The following is a 24,824-nucleotide window of genomic DNA, read 5'->3' on the forward strand; positions in this document are numbered from 1 at the left end:
GTCTATGTAAAGATATTTTCCCTGAATTCTGATATAATAGAAATATTGACTTCAAGAGTAAGGAAGAGAAAATGAACGCATTATTGAATGGAATGAATGACCGTCAGGCTGAGGCGGTGCAAACGACAGAAGGCCCCTTGTTGATCATGGCGGGGGCTGGTTCTGGGAAGACTCGTGTTTTAACTCACCGTATTACCTATCTAATTGATGAAAAAATGGTTAATCCTTGGAATATCCTGGCTATTACCTTTACCAATAAGGCGGCGCGTGAGATGAAAGAGCGTGCTTATAGTCTCAATCCAGCTACTCAGGAATGTCTGATTGCGACCTTTCACTCCATGTGTGTTCGTATCCTACGTCGCGATGCGGATCATATTGGCTACAATCGTAATTTCACTATTGTAGATCCTGGTGAACAGCGAACCCTCATGAAACGAATCCTCAAGCAGTTAAACTTGGATCCTAAAAAATGGAATGAACGGACCATTTTGGGAACCATTTCCAATGCTAAGAATGACCTGATTGATGATGTCGCATATGCTGCTCAAGCTGGTGATATTTATACGCAAATCGTAGCTCAGTGTTATACAGCCTATCAAAAAGAGCTTCGTCAGTCAGAGTCTGTTGACTTTGATGATTTGATTATGCTGACCCTGCGTCTCTTTGATCAGAATCCTGATGTTCTGACCTACTATCAGCAGAAGTTCCAGTACATTCACGTTGATGAGTACCAAGATACCAACCATGCCCAGTACCAACTGGTCAAACTTTTGGCTTCACGCTTTAAAAATATCTGCGTGGTCGGTGATGCAGACCAGTCTATCTACGGTTGGCGTGGTGCGGATATGCAGAATATCTTGGATTTTGAGAAAGATTACCCTAACGCCAAGGTTGTCTTGTTAGAAGAAAACTATCGTTCAACCAAAACCATTCTCCAAGCTGCCAATGATGTTATTAAAAACAATCAAAATCGTCGCCCTAAGAATCTGTGGACCCAGAATGCGGATGGGGAACAAATCGTCTACTACAGAGCCAACGACGAACAAGATGAGGCTGTTTTTGTGGCAAAAACCATCGATGAACTTGGTCGCACTCAAAACTTCCTCCACAAGGATTTTGCAGTTCTTTATCGAACTAATGCGCAATCTCGTACTATTGAGGAAGCGTTGCTCAAGTCCAATATTCCTTATACTATGGTTGGAGGGACCAAGTTCTACAGCCGTAAGGAAATTCGCGATATTATCGCTTATCTTAACCTCATTGCAAATTTGAGTGACAATATCAGTTTTGAGCGTATTATCAACGAGCCTAAACGCGGAATTGGGCCAGGTACTGTTGAGAAAATCCGGGATTTTGCTAACCTACAAGAGATGTCTATGCTGGATGCTTCAGCCAATATCATGTTATCAGGAATCAAGGGCAAGGCAGCTCAGTCTATCTGGGATTTTGCCAATATGATCTTGGATTTGCGAGAAAAACTGGATCAATTAACTATCACCGAGCTGGTGGAGGCTGTTCTAGAAAAAACAGGTTATGTCGATATTCTTAATGCCCAAGCGACCTTAGAAAGCAAGGCTCGGGTTGAAAATATCGAGGAATTCCTTTCTGTTACCAAAAACTTTGATGACAACCCAGATAGTCAGGAAGAAGAAACTGGTTTGGACAAACTCAGTCGTTTCTTGAATGACTTGGCTTTGATTGCGGACACTGACTCTGGCAGTCAGGAGACATCAGAAGTTACCTTGATGACCTTGCACGCAGCTAAGGGACTTGAGTTCCCAGTTGTCTTTATCATTGGGATGGAGGAAAATGTCTTTCCACTTAGCCGTGCAGCTGAAGATCCAGATGAGCTAGAAGAGGAACGCCGTTTGGCCTATGTAGGTATCACTCGCGCAGAGAAAATCCTCTATCTGACCAATGCCAACTCACGCTTGCTTTTCGGTCGTACAAATTATAACCGTCCAACACGTTTCATCAATGAAATCAGTTCGGACTTGCTCGAGTATCAAGGTTTGGCTCGTCCGGCGAATACTAGCTTTAAGGCATCTTATAGCAGTGGTGGGATTGCTTTTGGTCAAGGTATGAGCTTAGCTCAGGCCCTTCGAGAACGAAAACGCAAGGCTGCACCAAGCTCTATCCAGTCAAGTGGTCTCCCATTTGGACAGTTTACATCCGGAAATAAAAAAGATTCGACTGATACAAGTTGGTCTATCGGGGATATTGCTCTCCACAAGAAGTGGGGAGAGGGAACGGTCCTTGAAGTTTCAGGTAGCGGTGCTACGCAGGAACTGAAAATTAATTTCCCTGAAGTGGGTCTGAAAAAACTTCTAGCCAGTGTAGCTCCAATTAAGAAAAAAATCTAATTTTTCATCCTTCTCACGAATAATAAAGTGAGGAGGATTTTTATGTACAGTATCTCATTCCAAGAAGATTCACTTTTGCCTAGAGAAAGACTAGTTAAAGAAGGAGTAGAGGCTCTGAGTAATCAAGAATTACTAGCTATTCTGCTCAGAACCGGAACACGTCAGGCTAATGTATTTGAAATTGCTCAGAAAGTCTTGGATAGTCTTAACAGTCTAACTGATTTAAAGAAAATGACCCTGCAGGAATTGCAGAGTCTGTCTGGTATTGGACGGATTAAGGCCATTGAACTACAAGCAGTAATTGAACTGGGGCATCGTATTCATAAAAATGAAACCCTTGAGATGGAAAGTATTCTCAGTAGTCAAAAGCTAGCCAAGAAAATGCAACAGGAACTTGGCGACAAAAAACAAGAGCACCTAGTGGCGCTCTATCTCAATACTCAAAATCAAATCATTCATCAGCAGACCATTTTCATCGGATCCGCGACACGCAGCATTGCTGAACCGAGGGAAATCCTTCACTATGCTTTGAAGCATATGGCTACCTCAGTGATTCTCGTTCACAATCATCCATCTGGTGCTGTATTTCCTAGTCGAAACGACGACCATGTCACTAAACTAGTCAAGGAAGCCTGCGAACTGATGGGAATTGTTTTCTTGGACCATTTGATTGTCTCGCACTCGGATTACTTTAGTTACCGTGAAAAGACGGATTTGATTTAAGATTACACATGATCTTACTCAATCACTTCTAAAACATAGGAATCTACTTCTGTCAAATTGATAACAGGAAGAGGTTTTATCGTGGGTACAAGTAAATTTTCTTGAACGATAAAGTCGACAATTGCATTGAAATCTTCGATTTTATAATATCTTTTTTTATGAATGAGAATATCTCTGTAAAAGTAAAGACTTGAATGAAATTTACTTTTTAGTTTAGCATCTGCCTTTTTACAAAATCGTTTTGCCTTTTTAGACATTTCTTTCAGCTGTTTTTCTTTTTCTTTTTGAGATAGTTTATCGAAATTCTCTTTATTCTTAGAAAAAGATTGGTAACTTTCCGCTGTTAAAAGTCTATAGAGATTAGAAAGATGAAAGCAAACACTTATTTCTTTTTCATTGTTTGATAAGAAAAGATTAGCTTCCTTTTTCTTATAAGATATGAAAACATTAGCTTCTATATCTCTCAAAATCTCATGAGTAGAAGGTATTTTAATTTCATTCATGATTTAATAACCTATTTATAAGTCCTAGAGTTCGTTAACAACATAGTCAAATAGCATTTTATCTTTGGGGCGATTTTCAAATAGAAATTCTGGATGCCATTGGACACCAAGATAAGGAAAGCCGTCCGTAGTTGTCACAGCCTCAATGATTCCATCTTTAGGATCATGTGCTACAACCTTAAGATTTGAGGCTAGATCTTTAATGCTCTGGTGGTGGAAGGAGTTGATATGAGAGATTTCTCCATAGATTTCTCGGAGAATGGTATCAGGTTCCGTTACGAGGCGTTGGGTAGTGTATTCGGCTGAACAGTCCTGCCAATGATCCTCGATATCTTGGTGTAGCGTGCCTCCCATGGCGACATTGAAAAGTTGAGTACCCCGACAAACAGAGAAAATTGGTTTCTTTTGCTTAATAGCTTCTTTGATAAGTGCTAGTTCAAAAATATCTCTTTGAAGGTGGTAGTCATCACTATCAATAACCTTTGGTTCACCATAGTATTTTGGATCAACGTTTTGCCCACCCGTTAGGATGAGCTTATCAATGATACTGATGTAATAGGTAGCCATTTCTTGATCACCAATCGGTAGGATGATTGGAATTCCGCCAGCGTCCTTGACTCCTTCAATAAAGCCTTTTGCTGCATAGCTCATCATGATGTCATCATCTGGATGAGCTTTTTCATTTCCTGTAATCCCAATAACTGGTTTTTTCATAAATGCTTTCGCTTTCTAATCCTCTTTACGCATAAAATAGAGGAGGGTTTGGAGTTCGCTTGTCAAATCGACATACTGAACGACCACATCTTTTGGGAGGTGAAGGTGAACAGGGGAAAAACTGAGAATACCTTTTATACCTGCATCAACCAAAAGATTGGCAACTTCTTGTGATTTAACACTTGGAACTGTTAGGATAGCAGTTTTGACATCTGCTTCTTTGATTTTTTCTTTAATCTGAGAGATACCATAGATTGGAATTCCATCAGGCGTCTGGCTTCCAACTTCTGGATGGTCATCTAGGTCAAAGGCCATGATAATTTTCATCTTGTTACGCTCATGGAAGCGGTAGTGGAGAAGGGCATGGCCCATATTTCCGATTCCAACCAACATAACATTTGTAATTGAGTTATCATTTAGGAGATCAGCAAAAAAATTCATTAATTTTTTGACATCGTAACCAAAACCTCGACGACCTAGTTCACCAAAATAGGAAAAATCCCGACGAACGGTCGCAGAATCGATACCGATAGCCTCTGCAATTTGCTTGGAGTTGGCACGTTCGATTTTTTCTGCATGAAATCTCTTGAAAATTCGATAGTAAAGTGAGAGTCTTTTTGCTGTTGCTTTTGGAATAGCAGACTGTTTATCTTTCACAAAATCACAACCTTTCTATTCTTCTATTTTATAGAAACATTGTGAAAAAATCAACAAAAACAAGAAAAAACTAAGAAATTTCTTAGTTTTTATCTGAAAAATGAGCTTGTGATAGAAAACGGTAGAGATCGCCAACCAATCCTTGATAAATCACCTTATCATTCAGCGTTAAGGAGCTGATTAGGAGAGTATCAGGAAGGGTCACACAGCCTGATAGAGATAACATGAGCTCTTCGTAATCCTTATACTCAAGTGTACGTTCTACGTGATAGTTATCTTGATAGGTAAGTCGATACATAATCAATTATCTTTCTTCTTTAGTGAAGATACCGCGTTCTACTAAACTGTCCATGAGGAAGTGGAATTTTTCCTGATGAATGTGGTGGTCTTCTGATTTAAAGATATTCACCAAACGAAGGCCAGACTTGTCAGTGATGTTGAGTTTAGCACCTGTAAGGTCTTTGTTGATGATGATTTTTAGCTTGAAACCTTCACCGCTGTTGGGCACTTTCTCAAGCAAACGAGTCAGTTCGAAGTTTCCAACTTTTGTTTCAAAAAAAGTATTATCTTTCAGTGTGAACTTTTTGACAGTTGGGCTAAGTGTGTAGTCGTAGCGGCAGTTTTGTAGTTTAATGGTTTTTTCGAATGCCATTAGATTAATCTCCAATAATATTTTTTAAGGTTTGTGCGAGTTGTTTCAGTTCTTCTTCGGTGTTAAGAGGAGAGAGACTGATACGGACAGATTCTTTCAAACGATGCGAATCTGGTCCATAAAATGCTTCAAGCACATGACTGGTTTGCACAATACCAGAAGTACAAGCTGAACCGGTAGAAATTGAAATTCCTTCAAGGTCTAACCGTAGCAAGAGCAAATCATTTTTTTGACCAGGAAATCCAATGTTGACAACATAAGGCAGTTGGTGGTTGCTTTCATTGAGATAGTAGTTGAGACCTGCAATTTCTTCTAAAAAAGTAGCTTTGAGTGTGCTCAGTTTTTGGTAATGCTCAACTTGGTCATTTAAATCCTCTTTGAGAGCAGCGACCATGCCTACAATGGCAGCAAGATTTTCTGTTCCAGCCCGTTTCTTTTGTTCTTGGTCCCCACCGTGAAGGTAGGAATCAAAGTCCGCGGAAGAAGCATAAAGAAAGCCAACTCCTTTTGGCCCATGGAATTTGTGGGCAGAAGCGCTAAGGAAATCAATTCCCAATTCCTCGGGATGGATAGGAATTTTCCCGATAGCTTGAACAGCATCTACATGATAAGCAGCAGGATGATCTTTTAAAATACGTCCAATCTCAGCGATAGGTAAGAGACTGCCTGTTTCATTATTAGCATACATGGTGGAAACGAGAATGGTATCGTCACGTAAGGCTTCTTGAATTTGCTGGGCAGTAATTTCTTGATTTACTGGTTGGATGATGGTCGCTTCAAAACCAAAATGTTGAATCAGATAATCGATAGTCTCAAGAACAGAATGGTGTTCAATAGCTGTCGTGATGATATGTTTTCCACGTTTTTGATGACGGAGACAATAGCCAATAATGGCTGTATTGTTACTTTCTGTACCACCAGACGTGAAAAAGATATGTTGAGGTTTGGTTCCTAGTAAGTGGGCTAAGTCCTGACGAGCCTCTCGCAAGAGTTTACCAGCTTGTCGACCATGGCCATGAATACTAGAAGGATTACCATGAGTTTCTTGCATGACCTTGGTCATTTCAGAAATAGCTACTGCTGACATAGGAGTCGTAGCAGCATTGTCCAAATAAATCAAAGAATCACCTTATTTCTTTTTGTTGTAAGCAAAGAGTGGGCTGACTGGTTTTCTTTCATGGATGCGGACGATCGCATCTCCGATTAATTCGCTAGCAGTAATGTAACATACATTTTCTGGAGTTCTTTCTTTGGTTGCTACTGAGTCAGTCACAAGGATTTCTTTGATGTTTGTAGCATCAAGGAGGTCTGCTGCACCTTCAACAAATAAACCGTGACTGGATACTGCATAAATCTCAGTTGCACCTTCACGTTCAACGATTTTGGCTGCTTCAGAGAAAGTACGACCAGTATTTAGGATATCGTCAATCAAGATAGCCTTCTTGCCTTCAACATCCCCAATGATATAGCCTTCGTTACGATCAGAGTCGTCTTGGGCGTAGTCAATGATGGCGATAGGAGCATCAAGGTATTCAGCCAAACTACGTGCACGTTTAACACCAGAGTTCTTTGGACTAACAACAACAACATCAGAGCCAAGAAGTCCTTTATCACAGTAGTGCTTAGCAAATAGAGGAACAGTATAAAGATTATCTACAGGAATATCAAAGAAACCTTGGACCTGAACAGCGTGGAGGTCCAGCGTTAGAACACGGCTTACACCAGCTTTGACAAGCATATTGGCAACCAGTTTCGCAGTGAGGGGTTCGCGAGAAGAAGCGATACGATCCTGACGCGCATAACCAAAGTAAGGAAGGACAACGTTGATACTATGAGCACTTGCACGTACACAAGCATCAACCATGATCAACAACTCCATCAAGTGGTTGCTAACAGGGTAGCTGGTTGACTGGATGATGTAGACATCGTAACCACGGACACTTTCTTCAATGTTAACCTGGATTTCGCCGTCAGAAAATTGTCGAGAGGATAACTTCCCGAGAGGTACACCAACTGTATCCGCAATCTTTTGAGCGATTTCATGGTTAGAGTTTAGGGTGAAAAGTTTCATGTTGTTTCTATCTGACATTATAGACCGTCCTCTGTAAACTTTGCGAATCTTCTCTGAGAAAGTTTTGTTTTTCAAAGCCAGATTCTTTTATTTTTATATTTTCTATTTTACCAAAAAAAGGAGATTATTTCAGCTTTTTTTCATGTTTTTAATGAATCGAATTAATTTTGATGGAGCTTTCTGGTAAGTTATGTGATTTTCATCTAAAAATTGCTGAAAATCGACTTTTCCTTTTTCATGGTCGGTGACTTCAAGCTCGAGTTCATAGTCCGTTTGGTAAAAGTAGTGACTTTCATCTAAGGCCATTAAGCCAATCTCAGTTTTCATTTCATAACGAAGGGTGGAAAGGCAGCCTAGAACAAGCCATTCATGGCTTTCAATACCAATCTTAGCAAGCTTCTCTAGAACGAGCCCTTGAGGTAGTTTTTGTTTTTCTAGGTATGATTCAGCTTCTGGAAGAGTTAGTTTCTGGTTGTATTCCATATTTCCTACAGTTTGAGGCACTTTTAAGGTCAATTCCGCCCAATCTGCAAAAGTGCGAATGCGCATGGCAACCTTCTTTTCACGCAATTGGAAATCTGGTGTGTCAATGTAGTAGTTTTTCTGAAGGACGGGTTGGATATGGGAAAACTGTTTTTTTAGATGATCATATTCCTCTTTTTTCAGAAGTGTTTTCAATTCTATTTCTAAATGTTTCATTTTTTCAACCTTTTCTATATCTTTGAAAGCGATTTATGGTATAATGGACAATGTATTTATTGTATACGAATGTACTGAAAAAATCAAAGATTTTCGACAGAGCAATCAAACATTACAAGGGAGAGAGTATGACTATAGAATGGGAAGAATTTTTAGATCCTTACATTCAGGCTGTTGGTGAATTGAAGATTAAACTTCGGGGAATTCGCAAACAGTATCGTAAGCAAAACAAGCATTCTCCAATTGAGTTTGTAACGGGCCGTGTAAAACCGATTGAAAGTATTAAAGAAAAGATGGCTCGTCGAGGAATCACTTATGCAAGTCTGGAACATGATCTGCAAGACATTGCTGGTTTACGTGTCATGGTTCAATTTGTTGATGACGTTAAAGAAGTAGTTGAGATTCTACGTAAACGCCAAGATATGAGAGTCGTTCAGGAACGAGACTATATCACTCATCGTAAGGCTTCAGGTTATCGTTCTTATCACGTGGTTGTCGAGTACACGGTTGATACGATCAACGGAGCGAAGACGATTTTGGCGGAAATTCAGATACGGACTTTAGCCATGAATTTCTGGGCTACGATTGAACACTCGCTCAATTATAAATATCAGGGCGATTTTCCAGAAGAAATCAGGAAAAGACTGGAAATCACGGCCAAAATAGCCTATCAACTGGATGAAGAAATGGGTAAGATTCGTGATGATATCCAGGAAGCGCAGGCTCTCTTTGATCCATTGAGCAGAAAATTAAATGACGGTGTAGGAAATAGTGACGATACAGATGAAGAATACAGGTAAACGAGTTGACCTCATAGCAAATAGAAAACCGCAAAGCCAGAAGGTTTTGCATGAGCTGAGGGAAAAACTAAAGAAACAACATTTTATACTGAACGATACCAATCCTGATATCGTCATTTCGATTGGTGGTGACGGGATGCTTTTGTCCGCTTTCCACAAGTATGAGAATCAGTTAGACAAGGTTCGATTTGTTGGCGTCCATACCGGACATTTGGGCTTTTACACGGATTATCGTGATTTTGAGTTGGATCAGTTGGTGACCAATCTTCTGCTAGACACTGGTGCCAAAGTTTCTTATCCAGTTTTGAATGTTAAGGTAACGCTTGAAAATGGAGAGGTGAAAATCTTCCGTGCTTTAAATGAAGCCAGCATCCGTCGATCAGATCGCACCATGGTTGCGGATATCATCATTAACCATGTTCCGTTCGAGAGATTTCGTGGAGATGGAGTGACTGTTTCAACGCCGACGGGGAGTACTGCCTATAACAAATCCTTGGGGGGAGCTGTCTTGCATCCGACCATTGAAGCCTTGCAGTTGACGGAAATAGCGAGTCTTAACAACCGAGTCTATCGCACTTTGGGATCATCGATCATTATTCCCAAAAAGGATAAGATTGAACTCTTGCCGACACGCAATGATTATCACACGATATCAGTCGATAACAGCGTCTATTCATTCCGTAATATCGAACGGATTGAGTATCAAATCGACCATCATAAGATTCACTTCGTAGCGACACCAAGCCATACTAGTTTCTGGAATCGTGTCAAAGATGCCTTCATCGGCGAGGTGGATGAATGAGGTTCGAGTTTCTCGCAGATGAGCACGTTAAAGTCAAAACTTTCCTCAAGAAACATGAGGTTTCTAAGGGACTTTTGGCTAAGATTAAGTTTCGAGGCGGGGCTATTCTGGTCAATGGCAAACCACAAAATGCGACTTATCTTTTAGATATTGGAGACAGGGTGACTATTGATATCCCTGCAGAGGAAGGGTTTGAGAGTCTTGAAGCAATTGAGCGTCCACTGGATATTCTCTATGAGGATGATCATTTTCTGGTTTTGAATAAGCCTTATGGAGTAGCTTCCATCCCTAGTGTCAATCATTCTAATACCATTGCGAATTTTATCAAGGGCTACTATGTTAAGAAAGAATATGAAAACCAGCAAGTTCACATCGTGACTAGGCTTGATAGAGATACTTCTGGTTTGATGCTTTTTGCCAAACACGGCTACGCTCATGCACGTTTAGACAAGCAACTACAACGAAAGTTTATCGAAAAAAGGTATTTTGCACTTGTTAAAGGAGATGGTGTCTTGGAGTCAGAGGGGGAGATTATCGCCCCGATTGCGCGTGATGAAGATTCTATTATCACGAGACGGGTTGCCAAAGGTGGGAAATACGCTCATACGTCTTACAAAGTTGTAGCGTCTTATGGAAATATTCACCTAGTCGATATTCGCCTGCATACTGGACGAACTCATCAGATACGAGTGCATTTTTCCCATATTGGCTTTCCTTTGTTGGGAGACGATTTGTATGGTGGTAGTCTGGATGACGGTATCCAACGTCAGGCTCTGCATTGTCATTATTTATCTTTTTATCATCCTTTTCTAGAGCGAGATTTGCAATTAGAAAGCCCCATACCGGATGATTTCAGCAATCTTATTACTCAGTTATCAACTAATACTCTTTAAAAATTATTTGAGTATAATTTATTTTCTTAAAGGAGAAAACTCATGGAAGTTTTTGAAAGTCTCAAAGCCAACCTGGTTGGCAAAAATGCTCGTATCGTTCTCCCTGAAGGGGAAGAGCCACGTATTCTTCAAGCAACAAAACGCTTGGTAAAAGAAACAGAAGTAATCCCTGTTTTGCTCGGAAACCCTGAAAAAATTAAAATTTATCTCGAAATCGAAGGGATCATGGATGGTTATGAAGTGATTGATCCCCAACATTATCCTCAATTTGAAGAAATGGTTGCTGCCTTGGTAGAGCGTCGTAAGGGCAAAATGACTGAAGAAGAAGCGCGCAAAGTTTTAGTTGATGATGTCAACTACTTTGGTGTGATGCTAGTCTACTTGGGCTTGGTTGACGGTATGGTATCTGGTGCGATTCACTCAACTGCTTCAACAGTTCGCCCAGCCCTACAAATCATTAAAACTCGTCCAAATGTAACTCGTACGTCAGGTGCCTTCCTCATGGTTCGTGGTACGGAACGTTATCTATTTGGAGACTGTGCCATTAATATTAATCCAGATGCAGAAGCCTTGGCTGAAATTGCCATCAACTCAGCAATCACAGCTAAGATGTTTGGTATTGAACCTAAAATTGCTATGCTAAGCTATTCTACTAAAGGTTCAGGTTTTGGTGAAAGTGTTGATAAGGTAGTGGAAGCTACTAAAATTGCTCACGACTTGCGTCCTGACCTTGAGATTGATGGTGAGTTGCAATTTGATGCGGCCTTCCACCCTGAAACTGCAGCATTGAAAGCTCCAGGAAGTAACGTTGCTGGGCAAGCAACTGTCTTTATCTTCCCTGGTATCGAAGCGGGGAATATTGGCTATAAGATTGCAGAACGTCTTGGTGGCTTCGCGGCTGTAGGTCCTGTATTGCAAGGTTTGAACAAACCTGTTAACGACCTTTCTCGTGGATGTAATGCAGATGATGTGTACAAGTTGACCCTTATCACAGCAGCTCAAGCAGTTCATCAATAAGATTTAGTCCTCTTTCCCATGGGAAGAGGCTTTTTAGTACTGAGAAAAAGACAGTTAGAAGCTTCTATGTTATACTAGATATATGTTAGATTTGAAAGAATACGGTATCGTCATGTGGCCGGAGGAGAAGATCATTTCTTTTCGCGAGAAACTCCTCAATTGGTATGATGAAAACAAGCGAGATTTACCTTGGCGGAGAAGTAAAAATCCTTATCACATCTGGGTATCTGAAATCATGCTCCAGCAGACCAGGGTTGATACAGTTATTCCATACTACGAACGATTCTTGGACTGGTTTCCAACTGTTGAAAGTCTGGCGAATGCCCCTGAGGAGCGTTTGTTGAAGGCTTGGGAGGGATTAGGCTATTATTCTCGAGTGCGCAATATGCAGACTGCAGCCCAGCAGATTATGGCTGACTTTGGTGGTCAATTTCCAAACACCTATGAAGGAATATCTTGCCTGAAAGGGATTGGTCCTTACACTGCTGGAGCTATTTCCAGTATTGCTTTTAACCTGCCCGAGCCAGCGGTTGATGGCAATGTCATGCGGGTTTTGGCACGCTTGTTTGAGGTTAATCATGATATCGGAGTTCCCAGCAATCGCAAAATTTTTCAGGCAATGATGGAAATTTTGATTGACCCGAAACGACCAGGTGACTTTAACCAAGCTCTGATGGATTTAGGTTCTGATATAGAGTCTCCGGTTAACCCTCGACCAGAAGAAAGTCCTGTTAAGGACTTTAGCGCAGCCTATCAGAACGGAACTATGGATGTATATCCGATTAAAGAGCCCAAGAAAAAGCCCCTCCCAATCTATCTAGAGGCTTTGGTTGTACGCAACGACCATGGTCAATATCTACTTGAAAAAAATGAAAGTGAGAAACTACTAGCCGGTTTTTGGCATTTTCCATTGATTGAAGTTGATGATTTCTCAAGTGATGACGATCAGATAGATCTCTTTTCTCAAGTCAAAGAGGAAAGCAGAGCATTTGGACCAAGTCCTCAAGAAAACTTTGAGCAGGATTATGATTTAGAAGTGAATTGGTCCCAGCAAGTATTTGACCAGGTCAAGCATGTATTTAGTCATCGGAAATGGCACATTCAAATCCTAGCTGGTCAGGTGATAGAAACAAAACAGTTTTCAGACAGAGAAATTCGTTGGATTTCTCCTCAGGAGTTTTCTGACTATCCACTTGCGAAACCTCAACAAAAAATTTGGAAGGCTTATAAAACAACTTTTGGAGATAAAGGCTTACAGTAGCCATTTGTGCCTTCTTTGCATTTTTTTGTTATAATAGATAGAGAAAAGGTGATAAAATGAAAAAAATATTAATTGTAGATGATGAGAAACCAATCTCAGATATTATTAAGTTTAATATGGCCAAGGAAGGTTATGAAGTTGTTACAGCCTTCAATGGTCGTGAGGCAATCGAGCTATTTGAAGCAGAGCAACCAGATATTATTATCCTCGACTTGATGCTACCTGAAATTGATGGTTTAGAAGTTGCTAAAGCTATTCGTAAGACTAGTAGCGTGCCGATTATCATGCTATCAGCTAAGGATAGCGAGTTTGACAAGGTTATTGGTTTAGAGTTAGGTGCAGATGATTATGTTACAAAACCTTTCTCAAACCGTGAGTTGCAGGCTCGTGTTAAGGCCCTCCTTCGTCGTACAGACCTAGTTTCTGTGGATAGCCAAGAGTCTGATGATAAGAAGACGCAGCCTTTACAAATTGGTGATTTGGAAATCGTTCCAGATGCTTACGTGGCGAAGAAATATGGTGAGGAATTAGATTTGACCCACCGTGAGTTTGAACTCTTGTATCACTTGGCGTCTCATATTGGTCAAGTGATTACGCGTGAACACTTGCTTGAGACTGTATGGGGTTATGACTATTTTGGTGATGTTCGTACAGTGGACGTGACCATTAGACGCTTGCGTGAAAAGATCGAAGACACACCAAGCCGTCCAGAGTACATTCTCACACGTCGTGGTGTTGGATACTATATGAGAAATAATGATTGAAGATATTAGACAAACTATTCTGACCAGCGATTTTATCTTTATCTTGATTTTACTGGGCTTTATCCTGGTGGTGACCTTGCTGTTACTGGAAAATCGTCGGGATAATATCCGTCTGAAGGAGATAAATCAAAAGGTTAAGGACTTGATTGCAGGTGATTATTCTCAAGTTTTGGACTTGCAAGGAAGTACAGAAATCACCAATATCACCAATAATCTGAACGATTTGTCAGAAGTTATTCGTTTGACCCAAGAAAATCTGGAACAAGAGAGTAAACGATTGAACAGTATTCTTTCTTACATGACAGATGGGGTTCTTGCGACCAATCGCCGTGGCCAGATTACTATGATCAACGATATGGCCAAGAAACAGCTCGGTGTGCAGAAAGAAGATGTTCTGAATAAAAGCATCCTCGAATTACTAAAGATAGAAGATGAGTATGAGCTGCGTGACCTGATTACACAGATTCCTGAGTTAACGATTGACTCCCAGGATGTAAATGGGGAATACCTAAGCCTTCGTGTACGTTTTGCTCTGGTTCGCCGTGAGTCAGGTTTCATCTCTGGTTTGGTTGCCGTTTTACATGATACGACCGAGCAGGAGAAGGAAGAGCGTGAGCGAAGACTCTTTGTTTCGAACGTGAGTCACGAGTTGCGAACTCCTTTGACCAGTGTTAAATCTTATCTTGAAGCCTTGGACGAGGGAGCTCTGTATGATCCTGTTGCCCCTGATTTTATCAAGGTTTCACTCGATGAAACCAACCGTATGATGCGGATGGTGACAGATCTCTTGCATCTCTCTCGTATTGATAATGCGACCACTCAGTTAGATGTGGAATTGATTAATTTTACAGCATTCATCACCTTTATTCTCAACCGCTTTGATAAGATGAGAAGCCAGGATGACGAGAAAAAATATGAGCTTGTCAGAGATTACCCTATTAATTCAGTTTGGATCGAGATTGATACCGATAAGATGACTCAGGTGATTGATAATATTCTTAACAATGCCATCAAGTACTCACCAGACGGTGGGAAAATCACTGTCAGCATGAAAACTACTGATGACCAGATGATTTTATCCATCAAAGACCAAGGTCTAGGTATTCCAAAGCAAGATTTGCCTAAGATTTTTGACCGCTTTTACCGTGTAGATCGTGCAAGAAGCCGGGCTCAAGGTGGAACTGGTCTAGGTCTGGCTATCGCAAAAGAAATCATCAAACAACACAATGGCTTTATATGGGCCAAAAGTGAATACGGTAAGGGATCGACCTTTACCATAGTGCTCCCTTATGATAAGGATGCCGTAAAAGAAGAAATATGGGAGGACGAAATAGAAGACTAGAATGAGTGAAAAAGGCTTTAAATACAGTATTTTAGCATCAGGTTCCAGTGGAAATTCCTTTTATCTGGAAACCCCAAAAAAGAAAATCCTAGTGGATGCAGGTTTGTCTGGTAAGAAAATTACAAGTCTGCTAGCTGAAATCAATCGCAAACCTGAAGATCTGGATGCGATTTTAATTACGCATGAGCATTCAGACCATATCCATGGGGTCGGTGTCTTGGCTCGCAAATATGGTATGGATCTTTACGCCAATGAAAAGACTTGGCAGGCTATGGAGAATAGTAAGTATCTTGGCAAGGTAGACTCTTCGCAAAAGCATATCTTTGAAATGGGCAAAACCAAAACCTTTGGTGATATCGACATTGAGAGTTTTGGAGTTAGCCATGATGCGGCAGCACCACAGTTTTACCGCTTTATGAAAGACGACAAGAGCTTCGTCATGCTGACCGATACAGGTTATGTTAGTGATCGTATGGCTGGGATTGTCGAAAATGCGGATGGTTACCTCATTGAGTCAAATCATGATGTAGAGATTTTGCGAGCAGGATCTTACGCTTGGCGTCTCAAACAGCGAATTCTATCGGATCTCGGTCACCTTTCTAACGAAGACGGAGCTGAGGCTATGATTCGTGCCATGGGAAATCGAACCAAGAAAATCTACCTTGGTCACTTGTCCAAAGAGAACAATATCAAGGAGCTGGCTCATATGACCATGGTCAATCAGCTAGCTCAAGCCGATTTGGGAGTCGGAGTTGACTTTAAGGTCTACGACACTTCACCAGATACCGCAACACCATTGACAGATATATAAAAAGAAGGCGAGTGCCTTCTTTTATTCTGAGTTTTATCAGGAATTTAGTGTGGTATAATGATTAAAAAAACTAAAGGAGTAGCAGTTTGAAGAGAAAATGGTTATTAAAGGATTACTATGACACAACGATTATCCTACTTGCATTGATATCCGTTGCCCTTGTCTTGCTTGGATTTGCTGAGGTGATTGATTTGGATAATCCACCCTATAGTATTATTGACTTACTACTTTGGTTTATCTTTGTGGTGGATTATGGCTGGCGTTTCTTTACAAGTAAGGAAAAGTGGCGATTTCTTCTTGAAAATATTTTTGACTTGCTAGCTATCCTTCCTTTGAATGCTATTTTTACAGTATTTCGATTAGGGCGAATCTTCCGCCTAACAAGGCTGATAAAATTACTGAAACTAACTCGTCTTTTAAGAGTCGTTGGACTGACTGGCAAGTTGGAAAAGAAGGTTGGAAAACTCTTACGAACAAATGGCTTACTTTATATTTTCTATCTCAATTCCTTTATTGTACTGGTAGGTAGTTCAATTTTATCTGTTGTTGAAGAAAAATCTTTCTCAGATAGTCTTTGGTGGGCGCTTGTAACTGTAACGACTGTTGGTTATGGAGATATTGTTCCTGCGTCGATTTTTGGGAAGTGGTTAGCTATTTTACTAATGCTTGTTGGTATTGGCACAATAGGGATGTTAACAAGTGCCTTGACGAATTTTTTCGTGAAAGAGAATCCAGATGAACAGATAAAACTAGATAAACTCCAAGGCGAATTAATAACTCAAAGAATATTACTAGAGAAACAATCTGAGAAGATAGAAGGACTTCATAGAATGATACAAGATTTGCTTGAAAAAAAGTAATTTAGACTATACAAAAACCACTCGATGAGTGGTTTTTTTACAATCCAGCAAATTCCTTGATTTCTTGTGCGGACATGGAAGAGTCGCAACGGACATTGATTTGGCCATCTGCAATGTGAACAAATCCTGGTACGGTTGGAATTCCATAATGTGAGCGGAATTCTTGCAATTCATTGAGTTGGCTTGGTTCTTCACTGTTGATGAAGTAGATGTGGGCTTTAGTTTCAGCTACGACACCTGCCAATGTGCCAGCAAATTTACGGCAGTAAGGGCAAGTTTTGCGACCGATAAAGAAGGTTGCAGTTTCTTTCTTATCAAGTGCTTCTTGCGCACGCGCAACTGTAGTGACTTCAAGGTCTTTGATGTTTTCTAAAAATTGTTCCATGAGATTACCTCGCTTTCATTGATAAGTCTAGTATGCCATAAAGTTTCTAAAAATGCTTAGATTTGATACGAAAAAAGATGAGATTGGTTGGTCTCATCTTTTATAATTTATTATTTAACAAAAGCATTGATTTCCGCTTCGATGTTAGCAATCTTAGCTTGTGAATCTTCGTTGCTTTCACCCACAACGGCAATGTAGAACTTGATTTTTGGTTCTGTACCTGAAGGGCGAACTGCAATCCATGAACCGTCAGCAAGTGTGTATTTCAAAACATCGCTTGGAGGAGTTGTCAAGTTTGTAACAGTACCGTCAGCAGCAGTAGCAGTTTGAGCCTTGAAGTCTTCTACGACAGTGATAGCTGTTGTGTTCCATTCTTTTGGAGCATTGTTACGGAACTTAGCCATAATGGCTTTGATTTGTTCTGCACCATCAACACCAGAAAGGGTAACAGAGATTGTCTTTTCAGCGTAGTAGCCGTATTCTTTGTAGATTTCTTCGATACCATCAGCAAGTGTCAAACCACGTGAACGGTAGTAGGCAGCAAGTTCAGCAACGACAAGAACGGCTTGGATAGCATCTTTATCACGTACGAATGGTTTAATCAAGTAACCGAAGCTTTCTTCAAATCCCATCATGTAAGTGTGATTGTGTTTTTCTTCAAATTCTTGGATTTTTTCAGCGATAAATTTGAAGCCTGTCAAAACGTTGAACATGGTTGCGCCGTAGCTTTCAGCAATCTTCGTTACCAAGTCAGTTGAGACGATTGATTTGCAAAGGGCTGCATTTTCAGGAAGAGTTCCAGCATTTTTGTGGGCTTCCAAGATGTATTTAGCCATGATAGCGCCGATTTGGTTACCTGAAAGGTTGAGGTAGCTTCCATCTTTTTGAAGAACTTCAACACCAACACGGTCAGCGTCAGGGTCAGTTGCAACAAGCACATCTGCACCAACTTGACGACCAAGTTCTTCAGCAAGGGCGAAGGCTGCTTGGCTTTCTGGGTTTGGAGATTTTACAGTTGAGAAGTCAGGGTCAGCAGTCGCTTGCGCTTCAACGACTTGAACAGAATCAAATCCTGCTTGAGCAAGAGCAAGACGAGCCAACATTTCACCAGTACCATGAAGTGGTGTGTAGACAATCTTCATGTCTTTACCGAATTCTTCAATCAAGGTTGGGTTGATGTTTACGTCTTTAACTTCTTTAAGGTATTCTGCATCAACAGCTTCGCCAATGACTTCAATCAAGCCAGAAGCTTTTTCAGCTTCGACATCAGCAACTTCGACAGCGAATGGATTTTCGATAGCACGAATGTAAGTAGTCAAAGCGTCCGCGTCATGTGGAGGCATTTGCCCACCGTCTTCACCATAAACCTTGTAACCGTTAAATGGAGCAGGATTGTGGCTGGCAGTAATCATGATACCTGCGAAACAGTTGAGGTGACGAACAGCGAATGAGAGTTCTGGAGTTGGACGGAGGCTTTCAAATACGTAAGATTTGATACCGTGTTTAGCAAGAACTGCTGCAGATTCAAAGGCAAACTCAGGTGAGAAGTGACGGCTATCATAGGCAATCGCCACACCACGTTCTTTTTCATTTCCACCTTTTGATTCAATCAAACGAGCCAAACCTTCGGTAGCTTGACGAACAACGTAGATGTTGATGCGGTTTGTACCAGCACCGATCAAACCACGCATACCAGCAGTGCCAAATTCAAGATTGGTATAAAAGGCATCTTCCTTAGTTTTTTCGTCCATATTTTCCAAATCTTGACGAAGGTAGTCTGGAAGGTCAGCAAAATCGACCCATTTTTGATAATTTTCTTGGTAAGTCATAGAGTGTCTCCTTTGTTTATTTGCTTTAATCGCTTTCATTATATCACGATTTGACATTTTAGTAAAACGTTAGCATAACTTAAAATGTAGGAAATTTACTTATGCACTTTAGCGGGAAAATGGTGGGTACCATGCTAACTTATACTAAGTTAGGGATGAAAATTAATTATCTAACTTTTTTTAAAATATTAAAAGTTTATAGTATTTTAGTGAGATTTTTAAATAAAGTAAATCGTCAATATTGTTATATTCTATTCTTTTTATAAAGAATCCTTTAATGTATCAAATGAACATATAGAAAAATTTAAGTTAAAACTCTATAAATTTAAGATATTTTGAAAATATCTGGTTTCTGTTTTGATTTTTATTCTGCGTATGGTAAAATATAGTAAATCATTAAAGGAGAATCCATTATGAAAAAAATTCTTAAGCATTCTGCCTTGCTTTTATCAGCTTTAGCACTGGTTGCCTGTGGAGCTTCTAAGAAAGCAAGCGACAATGGTACAGCTTCAAACTCTAACTTTGAGGTTTCTGTAAAAGACGGTATGTATGTATTACCTAAAGATGAGGATTCATCATCAACATACCTTGCACTTCAAGTCGAAATCAAGAACAATCGCGATAAACAGTTTAGTTTTACTAGCCAAGATATCACGCTTTATAATGAAAAAGATGAAAAATTACAACCAATTCAAGTTTATGAAAGTGACAGTAAAACGAAATTTATGTCATATGGAGACAAACTTTCTAAAGGAAAGAGCGTTGCTGGTTATGTAGTTTATGAAGTCGACAAGAATGCTAAGTATGAACTTCACTTTGCGCCTAGCTTTTACGATGACATCAAAGAAGATTCTAAAAAGAATAACGATGTAGCAATCAAGGTGGATCCAAGTCAGTATGAAGACAATATTGATGAAGCAAAAGATGTAATGAAAAAATATGTTGATGCTGTTTACCTTAATGGGGAAAGCTCTGGTGGTGGAACGAACCTAAGTGCTACTGACAATAAGTCGCAAGTTGTAGCACTTGCTGATGATAAAAAATCTTCTGATGACAGTGCTGAATTCACAAACGATGTGAAAGCTGATAAAGAAGAGTTTATCAAGAAATTTACAGAGTCATTCGGAAAAGGTTTCTATAACTACAAACCTTCTGATTCAGAACTTAGAACATTCGCAGATGCTTACATCAAAGCAAATGCTAAGAGAGCAAAAGTTGATTACAAGGTGAAGACATACTTGCCAGATTATGCTGTTGTTTATGTTCGACCAGAAACAATCGACTTGGATAATTTGAATGTTCATGAATTGAGCCGTAAATTCTACGAAGAAAACAAAGGAAAATATAGCAACTACTCAGAAGCTATGAAAGCTGGTGAGAAATATATTTTAGAAAATGCACCAAGTCAATTTGATTCAACTCCTCTAGACACTAGTGATAACATGAAAAAAGAGGGTTATGAAATTAAAATGACCAAGAAAGATGGTAAATGGACCATCGACACCTCTTCTAAAAACTATAGTTTGAAAGATATGGCTCGCACATTCCGTGGAGGCATTGGATACTAAGATGAAAGGTTCGGGTTTATGACTCGAACTTTTTTCATTGCAATTGTGCAAAAGAGAAAAAGATAGTAAAATAGAGATATGATTATTTTACAAGCTAATAAAATTGAACGTTCTTTTGCAGGAGAGGTTCTTTTTGATAATATCAACCTGCAAGTTGATGAACGAGACAGGATTGCTCTTGTTGGGAAAAATGGTGCAGGTAAGTCTACTCTTTTAAAGATTTTGGTTGGAGAAGAGGAGCCAACTAGTGGAGAAATTAATAAGAAAAAAGATATCTCTCTGTCTTACCTAGCCCAAGATAGCCGTTTTGAGTCTGAAAATACCATCTACGATGAAATGCTTCACGTCTTTGATGACTTGCGTCGGACAGAGACACAACTGCGTCAGATGGAGTTGGAGATGGGTGAAAAGTCTGGTGAGGATTTGGATAAACTGATGGCGGATTATGATCGTTTATCAGAGAATTTCCGTCAGGATGGTGGCTTTACTTACGAAGCTGATATTCGAGCGATTTTGAATGGATTCAAGTTTGACGAGTCTATGTGGCAGATGAAAATTGCCGAGCTTTCGGGTGGTCAAAATACCCGTCTGGCACTGGCTAAAATGCTTCTTGAAAAGCCCAATCTCTTAGTCTTGGACGAGCCAACCAACCACTTGGATATTGAAACCATAGCCTGGCTAGAGAGTTACTTGGTGAACTATAGCGGCGCCCTCATTATTGTCAGTCACGACCGTTACTTTTTGGACAAGGTTGCGACGGTTACACTGGATTTGACTAAGCATTCCTTGGATCGTTATGTAGGTAATTACTCTCGCTTTGTTGAGTTGAAGGAGCAGAAGCTAGCTACTGAGGCAAAAAACTATGAAAAGCAACAGAAGGAAATCGCGGCTCTAGAAGACTTTGTCAATCGCAATCTAGTTCGAGCTTCAACGACCAAACGTGCTCAATCTCGCCGTAAACAACTAGAAAAAATGGAGCGTTTGGACAAGCCTGAAGCTGGCAAGAAATCAGCCAATATGACCTTCCAGTCTGAAAAAACGTCAGGAAATGTCGTTTTGACCGTTGAAAATGCGGCTATTGGTTATGATGGGGAAATATTGTCAGAGCCTATCAACCTTGACCTTCGTAAAATGAATGCTGTTGCCATCGTAGGACCAAATGGTATTGGTAAGTCAACCTTTATCAAGTCTATTGTGGATCAGATTCCTTTTATCAAAGGAGAAAAGCGATTTGGGGCCAATGTTGAGGTTGGCTACTATGACCAAACCCAAAGCAAGCTAACACCAAGTAATACGGTTCTGGATGAACTTTGGAATGATTTTAAATTGACATCAGAAGTTGAAATCCGCAACCGCCTCGGTGCCTTCCTTTTCTCAGGAGATGATGTTAAAAAGTCAGTCGGAATGCTGTCTGGTGGTGAACGAGCTCGTCTGTTGCTTGCCAAACTTTCAATGGAAAACAACAATTTCTTGATTTTGGACGAGCCGACCAACCACTTGGATATTGATAGCAAGGAAGTCTTGGAAAATGCTCTGATTGATTTTGATGGAACCCTTCTTTTTGTCAGCCACGACCGTTACTTTATCAATCGTGTAGCCACTCATGTACTGGAATTGTCTGAGAATGGTTCAACTCTTTACTTGGGAGATTATGACTACTATGTTGAGAAGAAAGCAGAAGTAGAAGCGATTCAGACAGAGGAAGCTTCAACTAGCAATCAAGCAAAAGAAGCAAGTTCAGCCAATGATTATCAAGCCCAGAAAGAAAGTCAGAAAGAAGCCCGTAAGCTCATGCGCCAAATAGAGAGTTTAGAGGCTGAAATCGAAGAGTTAGAAACTCAAAGTCAAGCAATTTCTGAACAGATGCTGGAAACCAACGATGCCGAAAAGCTCATGGAATTGCAGGCCGAACTGGATAAAATCAGCTATCGTCAGGAAGAAGCTATGCTTGAGTGGGAAGAATTATCGTTGCAGGTGTAAGAAATGGAACATCTTGGAAAGGTATTTCGTGAATTTCGAACAAGTGGGAAGTACTCCTTAAAAGAGGCGGCAGGTGAATCATGTTCAACCTCTCAGTTATCTCGCTTCGAGCTTGGGGAGTCTGATCTAGCAGTTTCTCGTTTCTTTGAGATTTTGGATAATATTCATGTGACCATTGAAAATTTCATGGACAAGGCTAGGGATTTTCAAAATCATGAACATGTTGCCTTGATGGCGCAGATTATTCCGCTTTACTACTCAAATGATATTGCAGGTTTTCAAAAGCTTCAAAAGGAACAGCTCAAGAAAGCAAAGAGTTCGACCAATCCCCTCTATTTTGAGCTGAATTGGATTCTGCTACAAGGCCTTATTTGTCAAAGAGATACTAGTTACAGTATTGAACAGAGTGATCTGGATAAGGTGGCGGATTATCTTTTTCAAACGCAAGAATGGACCATGTATGAGTTGATCCTTTTTGGTAATCTCTATACTTTCTACAATGTGGACTATGTGGCTCGGATTGGCAGAGAAGTCATGGAGCGAGAGGAGTACTATAAAGAAGTTGGTCGCCATCGAAAACTCGTTTTGATTCTAGCTCTTAACTGTTACCAGCATTGTTTGGAAAACCTTTCCTTTGCGGATGCGGACTATTTTGAGGGCTATGTGGAGAAGTTAATTGGAAATGGTATCAAGCTTTATGAGCGCAATATCTTCCATTATCTCAAAGGTTTCTCCCTCTACCAGAGAGACTTGAAAGCAGAAGGTTGTAGTCAGATGCAGGAAGCTATGCATATTTTTGATGTACTTGGACTTCCAGAGCAAGTGGCTTACTATCAGGAACATTATGAAAAATTTGTAAAAGATTAATTTTCCCAAATAAGGGAAAAACGAAGATACTCCTTTCAGTTTTGATACAATAGTTTCAAAATTTGAGAGGAGCTTTTTATATGAATCGACATGCAATCCAGTTGATTAGTCGTGGTGCTATTAATAAGATAGGAAATATGCTCTATGATTATGGAAACAGTGTTTGGCTGGCATCAATGGGAACGATAGGACAGACTGTTCTTGGGATTTATCAGATTTCTGAACTCGTCACATCGATTCTGGTCAATCCCTTTGGAGGAGTGATTTCAGACCGCTTTTCGCGTCGCAAAATTTTGATGACGACAGACTTGATTTGTGGTTTTCTCTGTTTAGCTATTTCTTTCATCAGAAATGATAGCTTGATGATTGCTGCCTTGATTTTTGCCAATATTGTTCAGGCAGTTGCCTTTGCATTTTCTCGTACGGCTAATAAAGCCATTATAACTGAGGTTGTAGAGAAAGACGAGATTGTGACCTATAATGCTCGCTTAGAGCTCGTTTTGCAGGTTGTAGGTGTTAGCTCCCCTGTACTTTCTTTCCTCGTTTTACAATTTGCCAGTCTCCATATGACGCTCGTTTTAGATGCCATTAGTTTTTTCATCGCATTTACCTTAGTAGCTTTCCTCCCCCAAAAAGAGACTCAGGAACAAGAGAAAAAGACTTTCAGCTGGAAAAATATTTTTTCTGATATGAAGGAAGGACTTGGCTATATCTGGCGCCAGCAAGAGATCTTTTTCCTTTTGTTAGTAGCGTCTAGTGTTAATTTCTTTTTTGCAGCCTTTGAATTTCTCCTCCCTTTTTCAAATCATCTATACGGGGTAGAAGGAGCTTATGCAAGTATTTTGACTATGGGCGCTATTGGTTCGATTATCGGAGCTCTTCTAGCTAGTAAAATAAAGGCAAGTGTTTATAATCTTTTGATTCTATTGGCTTTGACTGGAGTTGGAGTTTTTATGATGGGATTACCACTGCCAACTTTTCTTTCCTTTTCTGGAAATTTAGTTTGTGAACTGTTTATGACGATTTTTAATATTCACTTTTTTACTCAGGTGCAAACCAAGGTTGAGGGGGAATACTTGGGAAGAGTCCTAAGCACAATTTTTACATTAGCCATCCTATTTATGCCGATTGCCAAAGGCTTTATGACAGTGCTGCCAAGTGTTCATCTCTCTTCTTTCCTGATCATTGGAAGTGGGGTTATTGTCCTAGCTTGTTTATCCCTCGTTTATGTGCGAAGTCATTTTAAAAAAGAGTTATGATTTC

General features: G+C 40.1%; 25 protein-coding genes. 15 read left to right on the top strand and 10 right to left on the bottom strand.

The features are described from left to right. Positions 1–71 precede the first annotated feature (71 nt). A complete protein-coding gene (pcrA, locus tag B7723_RS04755) occupies positions 72–2,363 on the top strand; it encodes a DNA helicase PcrA (protein WP_084849719.1) in 2,292 nt (763 codons plus the stop codon). Positions 2,364–2,405: 42 nt separating this feature from the next. Next, the gene (gene radC / locus B7723_RS04760; protein ID WP_084849718.1) at positions 2,406–3,086 is read left to right on the top strand and encodes a RadC family protein; all 681 of its coding nucleotides are present in this window, start codon (positions 2,406–2,408) and stop codon (positions 3,084–3,086) included. 14 nt (positions 3,087–3,100) lie between these two features. Here the strand turns inward: radC and B7723_RS04765 are convergent, their stop codons facing one another. From B7723_RS04765 to B7723_RS04800, 8 genes are all read right to left on the bottom strand, one after another. Next, the gene (locus B7723_RS04765; protein WP_084849717.1) at positions 3,101–3,589 is read right to left on the bottom strand and encodes a hypothetical protein; all 489 of its coding nucleotides are present in this window, start codon (positions 3,587–3,589) and stop codon (positions 3,101–3,103) included. 24 nt (positions 3,590–3,613) lie between these two features. Next, on the bottom strand, positions 3,614–4,303 hold the full coding sequence (locus B7723_RS04770; protein ID WP_084849716.1) for a gamma-glutamyl-gamma-aminobutyrate hydrolase family protein: 690 nt from the start codon (positions 4,301–4,303) through the stop codon (positions 3,614–3,616). A gap of 15 nt (positions 4,304–4,318) precedes the next feature. Then, positions 4,319–4,960, bottom strand: a complete 642-nt coding sequence (locus B7723_RS04775; protein ID WP_000653409.1) for a redox-sensing transcriptional repressor Rex — start codon at positions 4,958–4,960, stop codon at positions 4,319–4,321. A gap of 82 nt (positions 4,961–5,042) precedes the next feature. Beyond that, complete coding sequence (locus tag B7723_RS04780) at positions 5,043–5,258, bottom strand: DUF4649 family protein (RefSeq protein WP_000286093.1); 216 nt, start codon at positions 5,256–5,258, stop codon at positions 5,043–5,045. Between the two features lie 6 nt (positions 5,259–5,264). After that, entirely contained in the window at positions 5,265–5,612 is a 348-nt protein-coding gene (locus tag B7723_RS04785) for a DUF1831 domain-containing protein (RefSeq protein WP_084849715.1), read from the bottom strand. A gap of 4 nt (positions 5,613–5,616) precedes the next feature. Continuing rightward, positions 5,617–6,732: a cysteine desulfurase family protein gene (locus tag B7723_RS04790; RefSeq protein WP_084849714.1), complete on the bottom strand. Its 1,116-nt coding sequence runs from the start codon at positions 6,730–6,732 to the stop codon at positions 5,617–5,619. 9 nt (positions 6,733–6,741) lie between these two features. Beyond that, entirely contained in the window at positions 6,742–7,701 is a 960-nt protein-coding gene (locus B7723_RS04795) for a ribose-phosphate diphosphokinase (RefSeq protein WP_001283843.1), read from the bottom strand. 111 nt (positions 7,702–7,812) lie between these two features. Beyond that, positions 7,813–8,382: a CYTH domain-containing protein gene (locus tag B7723_RS04800; RefSeq protein WP_084849713.1), complete on the bottom strand. Its 570-nt coding sequence runs from the start codon at positions 8,380–8,382 to the stop codon at positions 7,813–7,815. Positions 8,383–8,510: 128 nt separating this feature from the next. On the opposite strand from B7723_RS04800, the gene B7723_RS04805 reads away from it, so the two are divergent. The 9 genes from B7723_RS04805 to B7723_RS04845 all read left to right on the top strand — a co-directional run bounded on the left by B7723_RS04805 (position 8,511) and on the right by B7723_RS04845 (position 16,932). After that, entirely contained in the window at positions 8,511–9,182 is a 672-nt protein-coding gene (locus B7723_RS04805) for a GTP pyrophosphokinase (protein WP_000151555.1), read from the top strand. Continuing rightward, positions 9,166–9,984: an NAD kinase gene (locus B7723_RS04810; protein ID WP_000799063.1), complete on the top strand. Its 819-nt coding sequence runs from the start codon at positions 9,166–9,168 to the stop codon at positions 9,982–9,984. Before B7723_RS04805 ends, B7723_RS04810 begins: the two co-directional genes overlap by 17 nt. Beyond that, entirely contained in the window at positions 9,981–10,877 is an 897-nt protein-coding gene (locus tag B7723_RS04815) for an RluA family pseudouridine synthase (protein ID WP_084849712.1), read from the top strand. Before B7723_RS04810 ends, B7723_RS04815 begins: the two co-directional genes overlap by 4 nt. Positions 10,878–10,919: 42 nt before the next feature. Next, positions 10,920–11,894: a phosphate acetyltransferase gene (gene pta / locus B7723_RS04820; protein ID WP_084849711.1), complete on the top strand. Its 975-nt coding sequence runs from the start codon at positions 10,920–10,922 to the stop codon at positions 11,892–11,894. 82 nt (positions 11,895–11,976) lie between these two features. Then, a complete protein-coding gene (gene mutY / locus B7723_RS04825) occupies positions 11,977–13,155 on the top strand; it encodes an A/G-specific adenine glycosylase (protein ID WP_084849710.1) in 1,179 nt (392 codons plus the stop codon). Positions 13,156–13,211: 56 nt separating this feature from the next. Beyond that, positions 13,212–13,919 (top strand): response regulator YycF, encoded by a 708-nt coding sequence (gene yycF, locus B7723_RS04830; RefSeq protein ID WP_084849709.1) that lies wholly within the window; start codon positions 13,212–13,214, stop codon positions 13,917–13,919. After that, positions 13,912–15,261, top strand: coding sequence for a cell wall metabolism sensor histidine kinase VicK (vicK, locus tag B7723_RS04835; RefSeq protein WP_000568720.1), 1,350 nt, complete (start codon positions 13,912–13,914; stop codon positions 15,259–15,261). Before yycF ends, vicK begins: the two co-directional genes overlap by 8 nt. 1 nt (position 15,262) lies before the next feature. Further along, positions 15,263–16,072 carry an MBL fold metallo-hydrolase gene (locus B7723_RS04840; protein WP_001290607.1) on the top strand — a complete coding sequence of 270 codons (810 nt, stop codon included), beginning with the start codon at positions 15,263–15,265 and terminating at the stop codon, positions 16,070–16,072. 86 nt (positions 16,073–16,158) lie between these two features. Then, positions 16,159–16,932 (top strand): potassium channel family protein, encoded by a 774-nt coding sequence (locus B7723_RS04845; protein ID WP_084849708.1) that lies wholly within the window; start codon positions 16,159–16,161, stop codon positions 16,930–16,932. A gap of 37 nt (positions 16,933–16,969) precedes the next feature. Here the strand turns inward: B7723_RS04845 and B7723_RS04850 are convergent, their stop codons facing one another. Beyond that, a complete protein-coding gene (locus tag B7723_RS04850) occupies positions 16,970–17,317 on the bottom strand; it encodes a thioredoxin domain-containing protein (RefSeq protein ID WP_084849707.1) in 348 nt (115 codons plus the stop codon). Positions 17,318–17,427: 110 nt separating this feature from the next. After that, a complete protein-coding gene (locus B7723_RS04855) occupies positions 17,428–19,146 on the bottom strand; it encodes a phospho-sugar mutase (RefSeq protein WP_084849706.1) in 1,719 nt (572 codons plus the stop codon). 413 nt (positions 19,147–19,559) lie between these two features. Between B7723_RS04855 and B7723_RS04860 the strand changes: the two genes are divergently transcribed. The 4 genes from B7723_RS04860 (at position 19,560) to B7723_RS04875 (ending at position 24,820) form a co-directional block, all read left to right on the top strand. Next, the gene (locus B7723_RS04860; RefSeq protein ID WP_084883213.1) at positions 19,560–20,714 is read left to right on the top strand and encodes a DUF5105 domain-containing protein; all 1,155 of its coding nucleotides are present in this window, start codon (positions 19,560–19,562) and stop codon (positions 20,712–20,714) included. Positions 20,715–20,792: 78 nt separating this feature from the next. After that, complete coding sequence (locus tag B7723_RS04865) at positions 20,793–22,694, top strand: ABC-F family ATP-binding cassette domain-containing protein (protein WP_084849705.1); 1,902 nt, start codon at positions 20,793–20,795, stop codon at positions 22,692–22,694. A gap of 3 nt (positions 22,695–22,697) precedes the next feature. Next, complete coding sequence (locus B7723_RS04870) at positions 22,698–23,561, top strand: Rgg family transcriptional regulator (protein WP_084849704.1); 864 nt, start codon at positions 22,698–22,700, stop codon at positions 23,559–23,561. A gap of 80 nt (positions 23,562–23,641) precedes the next feature. Further along, positions 23,642–24,820 (top strand): MFS transporter, encoded by a 1,179-nt coding sequence (locus B7723_RS04875; protein ID WP_084849703.1) that lies wholly within the window; start codon positions 23,642–23,644, stop codon positions 24,818–24,820. Positions 24,821–24,824 lie beyond the last annotated feature (4 nt).

The sequence above is a fragment of the Streptococcus oralis subsp. oralis genome (assembly GCF_002096435.1).
In the GTDB taxonomy this organism is placed as follows: domain Bacteria; phylum Bacillota; class Bacilli; order Lactobacillales; family Streptococcaceae; genus Streptococcus; species Streptococcus oralis_AA.